This is a genomic window from Polaromonas sp. A23 (assembly GCF_002001015.1).
Classification (GTDB): Bacteria; Pseudomonadota; Gammaproteobacteria; order Burkholderiales; family Burkholderiaceae_C; genus Polaromonas.
Window position 1 is genome coordinate 66984 of record NZ_MUNO01000004.1, and the last position, 16116, is coordinate 83099.

15 protein-coding genes are annotated in these 16116 nt (G+C 58.5%); 7 read left to right on the top strand and 8 right to left on the bottom strand.

Annotated elements, in window-relative coordinates; genetic code table 11:
* Nucleotides 1-43: 43 nt before the first annotated feature.
* The 3 genes from B0B52_RS01170 to B0B52_RS01180 form a co-directional block, all read right to left on the bottom strand.
* Nucleotides 44-994, bottom strand: coding sequence for a TRAP transporter substrate-binding protein (locus tag B0B52_RS01170; RefSeq protein WP_371327350.1), 951 nt, complete (start codon nt 992-994; stop codon nt 44-46).
* Nucleotides 995-1086: 92 nt separating this feature from the next.
* A complete protein-coding gene (gene denD / locus B0B52_RS01175; protein ID WP_077591774.1) occupies nt 1087-2109 on the bottom strand; it encodes a D-erythronate dehydrogenase in 1023 nt (340 codons plus the stop codon).
* Between the two features lie 241 nt (nt 2110-2350).
* Complete coding sequence (locus B0B52_RS01180; protein WP_254425597.1) at nt 2351-3589, bottom strand: acyltransferase family protein; 1239 nt, start codon at nt 3587-3589, stop codon at nt 2351-2353.
* Between the two features lie 111 nt (nt 3590-3700).
* On the opposite strand from B0B52_RS01180, the gene epsA reads away from it, so the two are divergent.
* The 6 genes from epsA (at nt 3701) to epsG (ending at nt 10468) form a co-directional block, all read left to right on the top strand.
* Nucleotides 3701-4462, top strand: a complete 762-nt coding sequence (gene epsA / locus B0B52_RS01185) for an XrtB/PEP-CTERM-associated transcriptional regulator EpsA (protein WP_254425598.1) — start codon at nt 3701-3703, stop codon at nt 4460-4462.
* Entirely contained in the window at nt 4455-5882 is a 1428-nt protein-coding gene (locus B0B52_RS01190) for an undecaprenyl-phosphate glucose phosphotransferase (RefSeq protein WP_077591777.1), read from the top strand. Before epsA ends, B0B52_RS01190 begins: the two co-directional genes overlap by 8 nt.
* Before the next feature lie 152 nt (nt 5883-6034).
* Complete coding sequence (gene epsL / locus B0B52_RS01195) at nt 6035-7234, top strand: XrtB/PEP-CTERM-associated polysaccharide biosynthesis outer membrane protein EpsL (RefSeq protein WP_077591778.1); 1200 nt, start codon at nt 6035-6037, stop codon at nt 7232-7234.
* 46 nt (nt 7235-7280) lie between these two features.
* On the top strand, nt 7281-8147 hold the full coding sequence (gene epsE, locus B0B52_RS01200) for a polysaccharide export protein EpsE (protein WP_077591779.1): 867 nt from the start codon (nt 7281-7283) through the stop codon (nt 8145-8147).
* Nucleotides 8148-8150: 3 nt separating this feature from the next.
* Nucleotides 8151-9539: a chain length determinant protein EpsF gene (gene epsF, locus B0B52_RS01205; protein WP_077591780.1), complete on the top strand. Its 1389-nt coding sequence runs from the start codon at nt 8151-8153 to the stop codon at nt 9537-9539.
* Nucleotides 9536-10468 (top strand): chain length determinant protein tyrosine kinase EpsG, encoded by a 933-nt coding sequence (epsG, locus tag B0B52_RS01210; protein WP_077591781.1) that lies wholly within the window; start codon nt 9536-9538, stop codon nt 10466-10468. The genes epsF and epsG overlap by 4 nt, the downstream gene beginning before the upstream one ends.
* Here the strand turns inward: epsG and B0B52_RS01215 are convergent.
* The gene (locus tag B0B52_RS01215) at nt 10431-10829 is read right to left on the bottom strand and encodes a VanZ family protein (RefSeq protein WP_077591782.1); all 399 of its coding nucleotides are present in this window, start codon (nt 10827-10829) and stop codon (nt 10431-10433) included. The genes epsG and B0B52_RS01215 overlap by 38 nt on opposite strands.
* 167 nt (nt 10830-10996) lie before the next feature.
* Here B0B52_RS01215 and B0B52_RS01220 point away from each other — a divergent pair, with 167 nt between their 5' ends.
* Nucleotides 10997-11626 (top strand): WecB/TagA/CpsF family glycosyltransferase, encoded by a 630-nt coding sequence (locus tag B0B52_RS01220; RefSeq protein WP_254425599.1) that lies wholly within the window; start codon nt 10997-10999, stop codon nt 11624-11626.
* On the opposite strand, the gene B0B52_RS01225 is transcribed toward B0B52_RS01220, so the two are convergent.
* Genes B0B52_RS01225 through B0B52_RS01240 form a run of 4 tightly spaced genes read right to left on the bottom strand, consistent with a single transcriptional unit; the run spans nt 11588 to nt 16114 of the window.
* Nucleotides 11588-12265, bottom strand: a complete 678-nt coding sequence (locus B0B52_RS01225) for a serine acetyltransferase (protein WP_077591784.1) — start codon at nt 12263-12265, stop codon at nt 11588-11590. The genes B0B52_RS01220 and B0B52_RS01225 overlap by 39 nt on opposite strands.
* Entirely contained in the window at nt 12253-13263 is a 1011-nt protein-coding gene (locus B0B52_RS01230; protein ID WP_077591785.1) for an NAD(P)-dependent oxidoreductase, read from the bottom strand. Before B0B52_RS01230 ends, B0B52_RS01225 begins: the two co-directional genes overlap by 13 nt.
* Nucleotides 13260-14951 carry an FAD-dependent oxidoreductase gene (locus B0B52_RS01235; protein ID WP_077591786.1) on the bottom strand — a complete coding sequence of 564 codons (1692 nt, stop codon included), beginning with the start codon at nt 14949-14951 and terminating at the stop codon, nt 13260-13262. Before B0B52_RS01235 ends, B0B52_RS01230 begins: the two co-directional genes overlap by 4 nt.
* On the bottom strand, nt 14948-16114 hold the full coding sequence (locus tag B0B52_RS01240) for a glycosyltransferase family 4 protein (protein WP_077591787.1): 1167 nt from the start codon (nt 16112-16114) through the stop codon (nt 14948-14950). Before B0B52_RS01240 ends, B0B52_RS01235 begins: the two co-directional genes overlap by 4 nt.
* Between the last annotated feature and the right edge of the window lie 2 nt (nt 16115-16116).

Consider the following 16116-nt stretch of genomic DNA (forward strand, 5'->3'; position numbering starts at 1 on the left):
TGCGGGCGTGTTAAGCTATAAAAAAAGTAGCGAACGAAGCGGTTTATTTGACGCTGCGAATTTTCTCTATGTTCGCTTTGCCGAACTGCTTCTCGAACTCGGCATTGACAGGTGCCAGGGCGGCAACGAACTTGCTTTTGTCCACGTTGTCGATCACGGTCATGCCCTTGGCGCGCAGGTCGGCGACACCCTTGGCATCGTCTTCGTCGACGCGAGCGCGGTTGGCTTTGGTGCCTTCTGCGGCTGCTTCGAGAAAAGCCTTTTTGTCGGCAGCGCTGAGCTTCTCAAAGACCCCTTTGTTCATGACCCAGATGCAGGGTGAATAAACGTGGCCGGTCAGGGACAGGTGTTTTTGAACCTGGTCGAACTTGGCCGCAATGATGACGGACAGCGGATTTTCCTGGCCGTCAACCGTGCCCTGCTGCAGCGCGGTGAACACTTCGGGGAAAGCCATGGGCGTGGTGACAATGCCGAAACCCTTGTAGGCCGCGATGTGCACCGGGTTTTCCATGGTGCGCATTTTCAGACCCTTCAGGTCCTCAGGCGCTTTCACGTCGCGCTTGCTGTTGGTCATGTGGCGGAAGCCGTTCTCTGCCCAGCCCAGCGCCTTGAAGCCTTTGGCGTCGAACTTGGTCAGCAGGTCCTGACCGATAGGTCCGTCCAATACGGCGCGTGCATGGGGCTTGTCGCGAAACAGGAAAGGCACATCCAGGATTTTGGTGTCGGGCACAAAGTTGGGAACGGGGCCCGTCGACGAGAAAGCCAGTTCCTGGGTACCGAGTTGCACAGCTTCTATGGACTCGCGTTCACCGCCGAGCGAGCCGTTGTAGAAGGTTTGAACCTTGTAGCGGCCACCGGTGCGCTTTTCCACTTCCCGGGCGAAGGTATCAATGGCCACGCCCTGATGGGAGTTTTGTGCCGTCGAGATGCTGATTTTCATCGTCGTCTGCGCGGCGGCACCAGCCACCAGGCCAAGCGCGAGGGTGACGGCCATTGCAACCCCGGAAAGCGTGGGTTTTAAAAAAGTCATTGATGTCTCCTTGGTGAAAAAGGGTGGCGCTAAAGTTGTCATACAACTTTCAATTTTCACCGTACTGGCACTTTCACCGCATAGGGGTTTTCGCTGACGTAGGCCCGAATAATGTCGTCAAAGCTCTTTTCGGGCAGCAGTCCAAGGCCTGCGGCGCGTGCGGCGTGGATATGCGCAGGCCAACTCGTCACGATGCCGGCAATGGCCGGATCGGGCGTCCAGTCGATCAGGGCTGCCACATCGTTTCCGGCAACCCGCTCAAGGGCGGCGGCCATTTCACCGGCCGTGGTTTTGATGGCCGGCAAGTTGATGGCGGTTCGTGCACCCCAGTCGGTGTCGCTGGCTTCGATCGCACGAATCAGGCCGGCTATGGTATTGCCCGGCGAGGAAAGGGCAACAGGTGTTTCAGGGGTGACGGGACAGACCGCTCGCACACCTGCCAACGGCTCGCGGATCATCCCACTGAGGAAGCTGGAAGCGGCGCCATTCGGCTTGCCCGGCCGAACACTGACTGTCATCAGTTGTACATTGCGCCCTCGCACAAAACCTTTGCGCGCGTAGTCGGCCACCAATTGTTCACCGATGAATTTCTGGATGCCGTAGCTGTTTTGCGGCGTGGGAAGCGTGGTGTCTTCAATGACCTCCGGCAGAGGTTGTTCCGGCGAGTTGCCAAAAACAGCCAGAGAACTGGCGAAAAGCAGCATCGGTCTGGTTTTCAGCCGGCGGCAGGCCTCAAGCAGTGCGCGCGTGGCGTCCAGGTTGCTGCGCATGCCCAAGTCGAAATCGGCTTCGCATTCACCGCTGACGGCAGCCGCAAGATGAAAAACGACATGCGCGTCACCGGCGATCACGGCGCTGGAGAGGCTACCTGCCTCAAGAAGCGCGTTCAGATCACCTTCGATGACGTGCACCCGACTGTCTGCCACGAGATCCGCAGGGGGTGCTGCACGGTCAACCAGCGTCAGACGGGAAATCGCTTGCGCCGGGCTCCCAGCCAATGAGATTTCGCCCCGCGAGAGAAGCGTGCGCGCAAGACGAACGCCCAGAAAACCGGCGCCGCCGGTGATGACGATATTCATGAGTTGATGGCTTTCATCTGTGTGTTGAACGATCTCGCTTCGTCGAAGGATCATCTGTGCGGCACAGTCTATCGCGAGGGGGCTATTTTGGTGCGTCGTGGATTTGCGCCCTGGTCGAATTTGGTGCCGGGGACTGCGCTAGACGCTTCGCGAAACCTGGGAGTCTGCGCGGCAGAAGGAGCGCCGGCTGTAAAGCGGCCGCGACGACCCATTTTTCACAGGCCTTTTGCTGCGCAGATTCCTAGGCGGTTGCTTGCCTGCCGGTGGGTAACGCCGTCTTCACCCTGGACGTGCTTCCCAGCAACCAGAGATTCAGGGTTTCGCTGCGGCCGATGAGCTGTGCACAAACGATGGGGCCGAAAATTCCAGCGAAAGCGCCAGGGACCAACAGGGCGTAAATATCGTTGATGCCGGCTCTTTGTAGAAAGATGCGGCTGCCAGCGGTGAAGAAAACATGCAACAGATAAATGGCAAAAGAGTAAGCACCGATGTAGGCGAGAGGCCGTGACTGCCAGCCGCTCCTCAAAAGCAGCAAACCTGCGGAGACACCAATGGAAACAGAAGCCAGGGCCGCCAGAGTGTTCTGCTTGCCCATCTGCTCGGGAAACAACACAACGATGGCGAGCCCCCCCACCAATGCCGCAGCAGCCAGAAGAAGAGCCGAAGGCTGCACGATTTCAAAACGCTTGCAAGCCAGTCCTGCCAGGAAAAACGGCATCAGGTAAACCGCGCCCCGCGCTCCAAAATAATTGGTGAAATCAACCAGGCCAAACAAAACAGCACTCGCGATCCACACGGCCGAAAACCCGGCGACGGTGGAAAGGGCCTTGAAGTGTTCAAGAAGAATGATCACCAGGAAAATGATGAAGAGCGCTTCGAGAAACCAGAAGTGGCCTACCGGCATGATGTGCAACAACCACCAGTTCTCAACGCTGGCATTGGCGCCCGGTGTCAATGCCTGCACGATCGCGTAGAAAGTTCCGACGGTCAGCAAAGGAAGCAACAGGCGCCTGACTTTGCCCTTGACGAATCCTTGTGGATTGCCCTGGTAAGGGCGGAAAGCGTAAACGTACCCTGAGATAAAAGAAAAGAGCGGCATCCGGAAATAAACAAGGAATTCGTTGAATGTCCGCAACCAGTGTCCTTCTGCGATCCTCAGTCCTTCGGTCGGTGTGCTGCCCACTGCATGAAAAAAAACCAGCAGGAGGCATGCAATGCCCCGCAAGGTATCAACTTCCATGCTTCGTTTCATCTTCGCGCTTGCCATCGGATATGTGCCTATTCCTGAAATCAATCGTCTAGCGTAATCGCCAGAAGCTGGATTTGTCCTTTCTGTGTGGTGATTTGCTGATTCAAACTGTTGCAAGTCGTATCGTGTTGCAAATGGTATCGGCCGCAGCCGGCTGGCCTGCTTTTGTCTGACACCGAGGTCGCTTTCTCTCCTACGTAGAACGGCCAGCCAAGCCACTACGCTCTCCATGGAGTTCAGGTTTTCAGTCCTGAATGGTTACGCCGTCATGCGCTTTATCGCCAAGAATGAAAAACGGGATCTCGATACACAACAATGAACATTCATCTTCAGCCGCCGCCCATGGACGCCGCGCGTTATCTTGAACTTGCAGCGCATACCCCCATGCTCGAGCGGCATGCCGACTTGTTGCATTGGCTCCAGGGAGATGTCCAGCAGTACATCCCGCATGACATTCTTCTCGCGGGATGGGGCGACTTTCAGGAAGGCACGGTTCGGCATGACATTCTGTCGCCGCTGCCGGGTGCACGGTCTTATAGCGCGGGTACCGACAGCCTGCCTTTTATTCTGGGCAAATTTCACGACCACTGGATTGCGGCGGGCAGACGTCCCTGCATGCTGGATTTCCGGACTTTTGAATATCTGCTTGGCAGCGCCAGTCTGCCGGGTTCGTTTCCCAGCGAGCTGCGCAGGATGCGCTCGGTGTTGATTCACGGTCTATGCGACGAGCGCAGTGGCCACGATTGCCTCTATGTTGTTTTGAGTGCAGAAAATATTCCGCCGGAGCCCGCCAGTACCGCTTTCAGGGTGTTGATGCCCTTTATTGACGCTGCGTTGCGTCAGATGACGCACTTGCCACAACAACGCAACGCGGCTGCAAAGCCCGCGAAAAATTTACCGGAAGACACCTGCGGCCTGAGTGAGCGGGAGACACAAATCATGGCCTGGGTTGCAATGGGAAAAACCAACTCCGAGATCGGGACCATCCTGAACATCAGTGGTTTCACGGTGAAAAACCATATGCAGCGCATCTTCCAGAAGCTGAATGTTTATAGCCGCGCGCAGGCGGTTTCCAAAATGACAAGGGTGATGGTCGATGGCTGATATAGAACAAACCGTTTCCGCTTCTGCCTGGCTGAATCGGCGCGAGCCCCGCTCCGTCGGGCTGGGGCGGAGTAATGTTTTTTCAGTCATAGAAGCAGCGCTCGATCCGCTGGTTCTGGTGTTTTCGCTTTGGGGGCTGGCCTTTTATTTCGAGGACTCGGTCAGCCCCTCTTACCTGATTCTCTCGATCATTGTTTTTTCGCTGGCATTTCCTGGAAGCTCGCAACTTCGCGCACCTGTCTGGCGGGTACTGTTCAACATTGCTTTTCAGTGGATATGGATTGCAGGATTGTTGGTCTTGACAGGGTACGCAACGGACTACATTTACAAGTTTTCTCCGGCTGTGGTGGGCAACTGGTTGTGGCTGGCGCCCGTTACCCAAGCTGGCGCGCATCTGGTTCTTCGGGCTGCTGCGCCCCGGTTGCTGAAGTTGCAGGGCTCCGCCTCCCAGGCCGTGATTGTCGGAATGAATGACCAGGGCTTGTCGCTGGCGCGCCATATTTTCGACTCCAAATACTCCGGCATTGAGTTGATGGGATTTTTTGACGATCGCGGAGAGGAGCGTCGGGGAGAGCAGGCGGAGCACACGCTGATTGGAAAAATTGAGGATCTGCCAGCGTACGTGAAACGCCACAGGATCCAGTTCATTTATCTTTCCCTGCCCATGGCTGCACGCCCGCGCATTCTTCAGGTACTCGATGGGCTGAAAGACACCACAGCATCGATTTATTTTGTTCCCGACATGTTCATCACGGACCTGATTCAGGGCCGCAGCGATTCAGTGTGCGGCGTAACCGTGATCTCTGTTTGCGACACGCCGTTTCGTGGCGTTAACGGGTTTCTCAAGCGTGGTAGCGATGTTGCCTTGTCGCTGCTGATTCTTCTGCTTGTGTTTCCGGTCATGTTATTGATTGCGTTATTGGTAAAGCTGGATTCGCCCGGGCCTGTCATTTTCAAGCAGCGGCGCTATGGCCTGGATGGGGAGGAAATCCTTGTCTACAAGTTTCGGTCCATGGCGGTCACAGAAGATGGTGGATCGATCAGGCAAGCACAAAAAAACGACATGCGGGTGACACGGCTGGGAGCTGTTTTGCGCAGGACCTCGCTCGATGAACTCCCGCAATTTGTGAATGTGCTGCAAGGCCGAATGAGCATCGTGGGCCCCCGGCCTCATGCGGTTTCGCACAACGAGATGTACCGGACCCTTATCAAGGGTTACATGGTTCGCCACAAGGTCCGGCCGGGGATCACGGGCTGGGCGCAAGTCAATGGCCAACGCGGGGAAACAGACACGCTGGACAAGATGCAGGCAAGGATCGATTGCGATCTGGACTACCTGCGCAACTGGTCTTTGAGGCTTGATTTTTTCATTATTTTCAAAACAGTGCGCTTGATCTTCAAAGACAGTTCTGCGTACTGAAATCATCACCGAGTCACCCAGTATTAGGGCGAAAGAGCTATTGCTCCTAAAGCCCTCCAAAAACTACCATCAATGATGTCTGCACCTCAGTTCCAAAACGGTTTTTCCAGAGTCCATGTGTCGCTTTGCCAAGTGCAGAAGAAGGGGCGTTGATGACCTGCCGCAAACTTGCTCCTTTTCCTTTGGCGGCTGTGTGGCTTCTTTCGTGCCTTGCGCATGCAGATCAGCTCGACACCCTTCAGTTTCAGGCGGGGCAGTCGGTTGAACACGACAGCAACGTGTTTCGGCTTTCCGACTCTGCCAACGCGCAGGCGTTGATCGGGTCTTCAGATCGCTCGGATACCGTTGCTGTCACTCATTTGGGGCTGAAGCTGAACAAGCCTTATGGACTGCAGCGGTTCGAGCTTGATGTCAACGCTCAGGACCATCACTACCAGCGGTTTTCGAACCTGGATTTCACAGCATTCAACTATGCAGCTGCCTGGCGGTGGAGCTTCACGCCAAGGCTTCATGGAAATCTGACCTCGGACCGGCGCGAGTATGTGGACACAACGGCTGATGTGCAGAACTTTGGGCAGGTGAGCCGTCGGACCACGCGCTCAACCGTATTCGACGCGGAGTACGAAATCGACGGTGCCTGGCGGCTTGTGGGCGGCGTGTTTGACCGCAGCAGTACCAGTAGCCAGGCGTCTACCTTCGAGGCAGACACCAAAATCTCAGGCGCGGAAGCTGGCGTGCGTTATGTTTTCCCTTCCAACACTTCCATGGCCTACCGCTTCAGAAACGGCAACGGTGAATATCCCGGTCGTTTGCCATCCCCCTTGTTTGCCCGGAGCTTTACTGATCGTGAGCACGAGTTCCGGCTCGATTGGGCCCCGACCGGAAAAACAGCAATTCGGGGGAAGCTCTCTCATTTCGAGCGGTCGCATGATGATTTCGCCGCGCGAGATTTTTCCGGATTCACCGGGCAGGTAGACGCCACCTGGACCATCACCCCTAAAACCAGTCTCGCGGGAGGCGCCGCCAGGGAGCTGGGAAGTTACCAAGCGGTCACAGCGAGCCACTATGAGGGCTACCGCCTTTTTGTCGCGCCGACATGGAAACCGAGCGAAAAAACTGCATTACGCGCGAACTACAGCCACGGCGTGCGTACCTATAGCGGCGCACTTCCTGGCTTCGTGGAGAGCAACCGCCGCGATACCACCCGACTCGCATCTCTTGCGTTTGACTGGCTGCCCTGGCGCGCACTCAAGTTAACCGCATCCCTGGAGCGGGACAGACGCACTTCCACGGAGCCCGGCTTTGACTACAGGAGCAACCGTATCGGGCTCTCCGCTCAAGCCAGTTTTTGATCTCCCGCGGGCAGTTTCTGCCACGCACTTTTCATGAGGCCTTTCGATGAAACACGCGACTTCCTATCTGTTTGCAACATGTTTGCTTCTATTCTCAACACTGGGCTTTACGCAGCCCGCTCCAGCGGTGCCATCACCGGTAGCCGCAGCCACGCCGTCGGGTAACCAGCCGGTGATGCAAGCCAGTCAGGACTATCGACTCGGTCCTGGCGATGCGATCGGTGTGCAGGTGTATCAGAGCCCTGACCTTTCGGTGGACGCCCGCGTTTCCGAAAGCGGGGTGATCAGTTACCCATTGGTGGGTAATCTGCAGCTGGGCGGGCTAACCATTGCTGAAGCCGAAAAGAAGATCGCTGATGCCTTGCGCAACGGCGGCTTTGTCAAGGTGCCCCAGGTCAACATCGTTTTGCGCCAGGTGCGGGGCAATCAGGTTGCGGTGCTGGGGCAGGTCAGTCGCCCCGGACGTTTTCCGCTGGAGACTTTCAATACTCGCGTTAGCGACATGCTGGCGGCCGCTGGCGGTACGACCCCGACCGGGGACGATGTGCTGATTCTCACGGGTCAGCGTGACGGCAAGCCGTTTCGCAAGGTCATAGATATTCCGGCTCTGTTTTTGAACGAAAAATCTGCCGATGACGTGATGGTCGCAGGCGGCGATACGCTTTATGTTGCCAAGGCCCCCATGTTCTATATCTACGGTGAAGCGCAAAAACCCGGCCCCTACCGGATTGAGCGCGGCATGACGGTGATGCAAGCCCTGGCCCAGGGGGGCGGGCCTACGGCGCGCGGCAGCCAGAACCGGCTGCGCATTCATCGGCGGGATGCAAACGGCAAAGTGGTGGAAGCAGTGCCGCAGCTGACTGATCTCGTGCGGGCCGAAGACGTGATTTATGTTCGTGAAAGCATCTTTTAAATCATGACTTTCCATCAATTTCTTCTGATGCTTCGCGCCCGGTACCAGGTCGCGGTCCTGATTTTTCTTCTCACCATGCTCGCAGCGGTGACTGTCAGCCTGCTGCTTCCTAAAAAATACACAGCCGAGACGGCGGTGCTGGTGGACATGCGCTCGCCGGACCCGGTGGCTGGAAGCAATGTGATGCAGGGTGTTATTGCGCCCAGCTACATGGCGACGCAGGTGGACATCATTGGCGGCGACCGCGTGGCGCGGCAGGTGGTCAAATCCCTGAAGCTTGATCAGGCGCCTGGGATCAGGGAAAAATGGCAGGAGGCAACGGACGGCCGCGGCGAACTGGACGCATGGCTTGCCGGGTCCTTGCAACAAGGTCTGGACGTACGACCGGCCCGTGAGAGCAATGTCATCAACATCACCTACAAGGCCAACGATCCCGAGGCTGCTGCCGAAATAGCCAACGCATTTGCACAGGCCTACCTCGACACCACGTTGACACTGAAAACCGAACCGGCCCGGCTTTATGCGGAATGGTTTGACGAGCAGACCAAAACCTCCCGCGCCAAGCTGGAAGACGCCCAGGCACGCCTGTCGGACTTCCAGCAGAAGGCCGGGATTGTCTCGAGTGACGAGCGTGTTGACTATGAAACAACCAAGCTCGCTGAAATTTCTTCGCAATTAACGACGGTTCAAGGTGAGACCACAGACAGCCACAGCAAGCGCAATTCACGCGGAGATACCGTTGCAGAAGCCATGCAAAGCCCGTTGATCAATGGATTGAAGACCGACATTGCACGCCTGGAGGCCAAAGTTCAGGAAACCAGGGTGCGCCTTGGTGCCAATCACCCGGAACGCCAAAGCCAGGAGTCTGAGCTGGCCTCCTTGCGCAGCCGCCTGGCCAGCGAGGTGGGACGCATCTCCAGCTCCATCGAAACAACCTATCGTGTGGGCAAGGATCGCGAACGCGAACTGCAGGGAGCGCTGGCCGCCCAGAAGGAACGCGTCATGCAGTTGAACAAGCAGCGTGACGAACTCAGTGTCTACAGGCGCGATGTGGAGTCGGCACAGAAGGCGTACGAAACCGTTACCCAAAGCGCATCGCAGACCCGCTTGCAAAGTCTGTCCAATCAGACCAATGCGGTCAGGTTGAACACGGCCACGCCGCCTACGGCGCCGTCCAGTCCGAAAATGCTGATGAATCTCCTGATTGCTGCTTTTGGCGGCACCTTGTTGGGCATTGCATGTGCCCTGCTACTCGAACTGGTTAACCGGCGCGTGCGATCCGCAGAGGACCTGGTCCAGATGCTGGATCTGCCAGTCCTGGCCAGCATTACTTCAGCGGGCCCTGGCCGACTGCCTGGCTCGCACCGCCTTACCCTGGGAAGGTCCACATGAACAGAGCGTCTCCGCAAATTGTCAGGTCAGTACCGCTGACAGTCCCCAGCAAGCCGGCGGTCGGTGCCGGACGCTCCATTGGCACCATTCTGGTTGATTCAGGTCGCCTCTCACCGACAGATGCCCAGCGTGTGCTGGATTTTCAGCGGGAGCGGGGTGTCCGTTTCGGGGACGCTGGCATTGCCCTGCGCGTATTGAGCGACGACGATGTCCGGTACGCTTTGTCCATCCAGTTTGGCTATCCTTATCTCGCACGCGGAAGCAACCTGAGCCGCGAGCTGGTGGCTGCTTACCAACCCGGCAGCCGTCCTGTCGAGCAACTGCGTGAGTTGCGCAGCCAGCTGATGCTGCGCTGGTTCGATACAGGCGCAGACCGCAGGGGTCTGGCTATCGTCAGCGCGGGATCCGGTGATGGGCGCAGCTATATCGCAGCCAATCTGGCCATCGTTTTTTCGCAGCTTGGAGAGCGGACCTTGCTGATCGATGCTGACATGCGTGCGCCGCGCCAGCACCATCTGTTTAACCTTGGCAGGACGGCCGGGTTGTCGGACATGCTCGCTGGTCGTGCCGGCCTGGAGGCGGTGGTGGGGATTGAAACCTTGCAGGATCTCTCGGTGTTGTCCGCAGGCGCCATTCCTCCCAATCCTCAGGAATTGCTCGGGCGCCAGGATTTCTCAAAGCTGTTGCAATCCCTTGGAGAAGACTTCAGTGTGATCATCATTGACACGCCGGCTGCAAACACTTGTGCGGATGCCCATACGGTGGCGGTTCGTGCAGGAGCTGCGCTGGTGGTTGCCCGGCAAGACAAAAGCTCGATTCCCCAGCTAGCCCGTTTCACGCATGGACTGAGAGAGTTTGGTGTGGCCTTGGTCGGCTCGGTGCTTAACGATGTCAAGTCCGGCGATGTACCAGCCAGCACTCCAGCCTGAGCAGGGCTGCGGCCAGCACACCGCCTGCGGTATCGGCCAACAAATCGACCCAGCTGGCGTTTCGCCCGGGCAGGTAGGCTTGGTGCCATTCGTCCAGGGCACCTGCAAGGACGGCGCCCGCGACACAGCAAATGGCTCTGCGCCAGCCGCGCGTACCGGTTGCGAGACCGAAAGCGCCGCCTATCAATGCGAAGGCCATCACATGCGCCAGCTTGTCCCACGGCGAAGAGAACAGCCCCACGGCAAAAGCCTGCGCGCCCAGCACATGCAGACCGGCAAAACTCAACACCACCGAAGCGCCTGCCAGCATACGAATATTGCGCTGGAGGGCAGGGTTGTAGATTGTTTCGTTGCCATTCATCAAAAAAGACCTTTATCTGGGGCCGTGTCATGCTGAGTAGTCATGCGCAGGATCACACCGATTGGCGGCACCGCTGGAACTGCCTGGTTCGCAAAATCGAGCGTGTGGAAACTACCGCGCAAGAGCAGCAACTGGTGGCCGGATTGGGGCAGCCGGATCGGCCGTTTGTGCTGGCTTTCGCCAACGCACATGCCATGAATTCGCTTGTCCATTCTGTGCCGTTTTTCGATGCATTGCATTCGGCGGACATGGTGCTCAGGGACGGGTCGGGCATGGCCACCCTGTTCAAGCTGCTTCGTCTGGACCCGGGTCGCAATCTGAACGGCACCGACCTGATTCCAAGATTGGTACGGGAGTTTGACGGCCGCTGCATCGCGTTTTTCGGCACGCAGGAACCTTATCTGCAGCGTGCTGTGCAGGCTGGTGAGCGGGAGCTTGCACCCCGCAGTCGCTTTGTCAGTGCCCATGGATTTCATGATAACGGCGTTTATGTCGGCATGGCTTTGCTGCATAAGCCAGCTCTGATCGTTCTCGGCATGGGTATGCCTCGGCAGGAGAACGTTGCTGCGGCACTGCGTGCTTCCATCACTTTTCCTTGTCTGATTGTTTGCGGCGGCGCCATTATTGATTTTCTCGGCGGCAAGACGCCACGTGCGCCGCTGTGGTTGCGCCAGAAGGGCCTGGAGTGGTTGTACAGGCTGGCCATCGAGCCAAAGCGCCTGTTCCAGCGCTACGTGATCGGCAACCCGCTTTTTCTGTCACGGGCGTTGCGGCTGGCGTCGTTTCGTCGCAGTTGATTTGTCCGCCGTCGTGAAATCTGCGGCGTCTGGGTCTGGCGTTGAGGGGTTGGCGTCGCTTTGAGAGGGCTCCCAGCGATTGTCGACATCAGGCGTGCAATGGCTCTTGACGACCTGGCCCGGATTGCCCAGCACGACGCTGTAGGCAGGGATGCTTCTGAAAACATAAGCCCCTCCGGCGATCCTGCTGCCTCTGCCAATCGTCACCCCGCCCACCACAATGGCTTGTGGGCCTATCCAGACTTCATCTTCAATGACCGGGTAGGTGGTGAACCTCCGGCCTTCGCTGTCAATATGGTCGCGCTGTCCCAACGTAACACCGTGAAAGAGCGTCACATTGCTGCCGATGCGGGTGCCGACGTTGATCACAATTCCTCGCCCATGTGTCAGCGCCAACCCCGGGGCTATTTCCGTTCGCCAGGGAAGCTCTATGCCGGACCATTGGCATGCGAGGCCATGCCATAACCTCGCAAAGACGAAGGCTGGCCAGCGCAAGGTGGGGTGGCATTGCTGCGCTGCCTGGCAGCACCGAAAGGTGACGAGGACACGGTACGTGGGGCTTGCCAAAAACCCCTTGGCCACCAGCCACCAGTTGAAGTGCCCGAATTGGCGAACAGTGTCGGCCTTCAATGCGTCCATAGGGGTTTCTCAAGTACCTTCCGTGCCAGCTGATGTTCCTTCAGGAACCATGCTGCCGAACTTTGAAGACTCTCTGTGTAAGGCGTCCAGTTCAGGCCAAGTTTTTTCGTCGCGGCACGCGTATCGAGCTGGATGTGCTGCTTCCAGAGGCGAAGCAGCCCCGGCGGCATGGGGTCCGGCACGCTGTTGGGGGATACGCCAAAGCGTTTCAGTAGCAGCTCGGCAACCTTCAGCGGTGGTCCGGCCCCCCAGGCATCGAGCAGCAGTTGACGCTGAGAGAGGCGTGGCACCGGTGTGGCGCCGGTCGCCAGAGCCAGATCCAGGAAGTAATCGTTCCATCTCGGGCTGTCCGGAGCTGCCAGATTAAAAGCTGCGCTTTGGTGCGGGGCTAGCGGCAACTGAAGCGCGGCGATGACGGCCTGGCAGACGTCGTCGACGTGAACCAGATTCGACCAGCCATCGCCTGCAGCGCCCAGGTCACCCAAGCGCCGGGAATTCAACCACCGTCCTGTTCTTCCTACCCAAAGTTCGCTGCCGGGCCCGAATACACAGCCGGGCCGCAGGATCACTGCCTGGCCCCCCCCGCGGACAAAGTCGGACAAGTGTGCTTCGGCCTCGCATTTGGCGCGGCCATACCATCCCAGGCCTGGATCCAATGGGGCATCCTCGTTGATCAGGCCTTCTGCCGGCCCATAGACCGACATCGTGCTCAAGTGCACGATCCTTGTGCATTCAGCGGTTTGGCATGCCTGGGCAAGCGACAGCGAACCTTCGGAAATGGCGCGGGCACTGCCGGCAACACAATTGACCACCGCGTCAAATCCCCGGAGGGCGGCCGCTAAAGAAGCCGGGTCACGTGTATCCACCCGAAGCGACTCAAGGCCAGGTGCGGTATATCCGCGCGAAGCTCCCACAGGTTCGGCCCACGATGTGTTCGCGAGCAGGTTGACCAGTCGCTGGCCCACGTACCCGGTGGCTCCCAATACCAACACCCTCATGCCGGCACTCCGTCCAGCTGCAGGGCATGACTGGGGCGCAGTCGGCGCGAGAGCGTGTCGCCCAATCTCAGCGAAAGGGCGATGAGCGTGAGCGTCGGGTTGGCCTGGCTCGACGTGGGAAACACTGCACTTCCCGCCACGAACAGGTTGTGCACAGAATGCACCTGGCAGTCGGCGTTGACCACGCTGGTGCGTTCATCAAGACCCATGCGCGCAGTCCCGATGTGATGTCCGCCGTAAGCGCCAAAACGCATGAGGTCTTCTTCCAGCGTGGAGCGGTTGTATTCAAGCCGGGCGGTACCGCTTCGCTCAAACTCCTGCGCAAAAACGTCGAGAGATCGCGCGACAGATTCAATATCCGTCTGGCTATAGTGCCAGTCCACACGCAGCTGCGGCATACCGAAGGCGTCTACTTTGTCCGAGAGCATGACCCGGCTTCGGGCTTGCGGTACCTGTTCGCCGTGCATCTCCAGGCTGAAGCGGTTGGTCCGGTTGCGCAGGATCACCGAAGGGAACTTGCGGCTGGCTAGGGTGCGGCGAGTCAGCCAATGTGCCAGAAAAGCGGTGGTGTCGATCGGGTCCCTCACCACATTGAGCGCATGTCGCGCGTAGGTGCCCAGTGTGGGCGGGGTGCCGTCGTTCAGTCGTTTGCTGTACTCATAGCTGATCAGCTTGCGTGCCAGGAACAGGCCGGACAACACGCCGCTGCGGTGCGATGGGTCGGTAATGCGCGGAAAGTGCAGGCGACCCACTGCATTGGCCAGGCCGAGACGGCGTTGTTCGCTGGCGGTGACCGATAGCCGGCGCCGGCAATACACCCCTTCGGGTGCCAGTTCATAACCGTGCCGCACACGACTCGGGGTACCGCGAACCGTGAGGGTGCCCACATTGCCGGCGATGTGGCACATGTAGTAGCGACCAACCACATCATGATGGTTGCCGACACCGGTAGGTGTCACCTCACGCGAAGCCAGCAGCAGACGTGCGGTCTCCAGTCCACCTGCAGCCAGCACCGTTGCGCGTGGCATCACGGAAAAACGCTTTCCGGACAGCGTGGCCACTTCGATGGAGCGTACTGCACGGCCATCGGCCTGCAGATGAATACCCGTGCAATTCGCCCCGAGCAGGACCTTTACGCCCGGCGCCAATTCCAGCCGTTTGGCATAGCGGGTACCAAAGTGGGTGGGGCAGGAGAAGCGCTCGAGACCGTTTGTGCGCACGCGACTGCTGTCGAAGCCGCGAATCATGGGAGCAACGTCAGGGCCAAGTGCCTCTTCGGCGTTGTAACTGAAACGTCCGGCTTCTGCCAGGGCGTTGGCTGCCGGGTAGTAGGGCAGCAGATCTTCATAGGAGATCGGCCAGCCGCTGTCGGGTACATGGTTGCGCGTTTCAAAATCGAGCGAGTCGAATGGCATGCAACGTCCACCCCAGATGGCGGTTGATCCCCCCAATCTCCTGTGCCTGTATTTGTCTGGCGGGCTATGCAGGTCCTTGTCGGTCACCTCGCCCTCATAGAGAGCCTGGGTTTTTTCGTCCGCTTTCAGAAAACCCGATTCCAGCAGCAAGACGGAGAACCCCTGCTCGGACAGGGCCAGGGTGAGGGCGATGCCTGCAGGCCCTCCACCCACGATGCAAACATCAGTCTGGAGGCAGGCGCCATGAGGCGTGTTGTTGGCGTTCGAAATCAAAGTGTGGCCTCCGTGATGCGGGCGTGGCTTTCCAGCGGCTGGCCGGCAATGCCAAAGTGCCGTTGGTGAATGCGCGCAATGCTGGCCGCGAAACGGGTCAGGGAAAATTGCAGTTCGTACAGCGCGCGTCCGTTGCGTTCAAGCGTTTCCCGCAAGGCAGGTTGTGCCAGTACCTGCTGCAGAGCCGTTGCGATTCCGGGTACGTCACCGGGCTGGACAAAACAGGCATTGACGCCGTTTGTCAGCACGAAAGGTATCTCTCCGACCGGACTGCAGACAACGGCAACACCGTTGGCCATTGCTTCGAGGATGACCAGCGGCAAGCCTTCGTCATACGATGGAAGCACCAGCACGTCCGCCTGTGCCATCAGGCGCGCGACTTGCTGCTGGTCCGACCAACCCGCAAACCGCACAAAATGGTCGACTCCAAGCTCACGGGCTTTTTGCTCGTAGCTCTGGACCTCTCCTCCCCCCGCAAAGGTAAGTTCGACGCGGGATGCATCGAAGCCAGGTACAGCCATCGCATGCAGAAGGTCTGACACACCTTTGCGTTCCGTCAAATTTCCTACAAACAGAATTCTCTGGCGGGTCTGCGCGGCTACATCACGCCGCGTCTCGGTCGGTTCCGGAACACCGTTGATGACCACTTCGATGCGGTTGGCCGGGACTTTCAGTTCCTCATTGACAAAGCGCCGCGCCGCGCTGCCGAGAACCACGCAGCTGGACGGCAAAGAAAAGGCCCAGCGTGCCAAGGCTTGCAGCGGCTGCGGCCAGGCACGGTAAGCGTGGTGGAGTTGCGCAGCGTGCAGATGCAGAACCACGGGGACACGAAGCAGCCGGCATACGGCCATGACTGCCACCTTCCGAAAGAAGCTCAGGCGCTCGGCCATGTTCACATGCACGCCGGCCAGCTTGCCGTTTAGCTTGCCTTGCAGGAGTTTGCCAAGAGCGGTAGCAAGAACCCAAAAGGAGTAGAGGGCATTGGCTCCTCCCCGCGTATCCAGCGGACGCAGTTCGGCTATGTCGGCGCGGGCGTTGAAGGCCTGTGCCTGAATGAGGTAATCCGCGACCTTGAACATGCCGCCGCCTTTGTGGGTCCAGGGGCAGGCAATGTAGATATAGCGCTTGTCGTGGGCAGAGGACGCTGGGAGGTTTTTTTGCATGG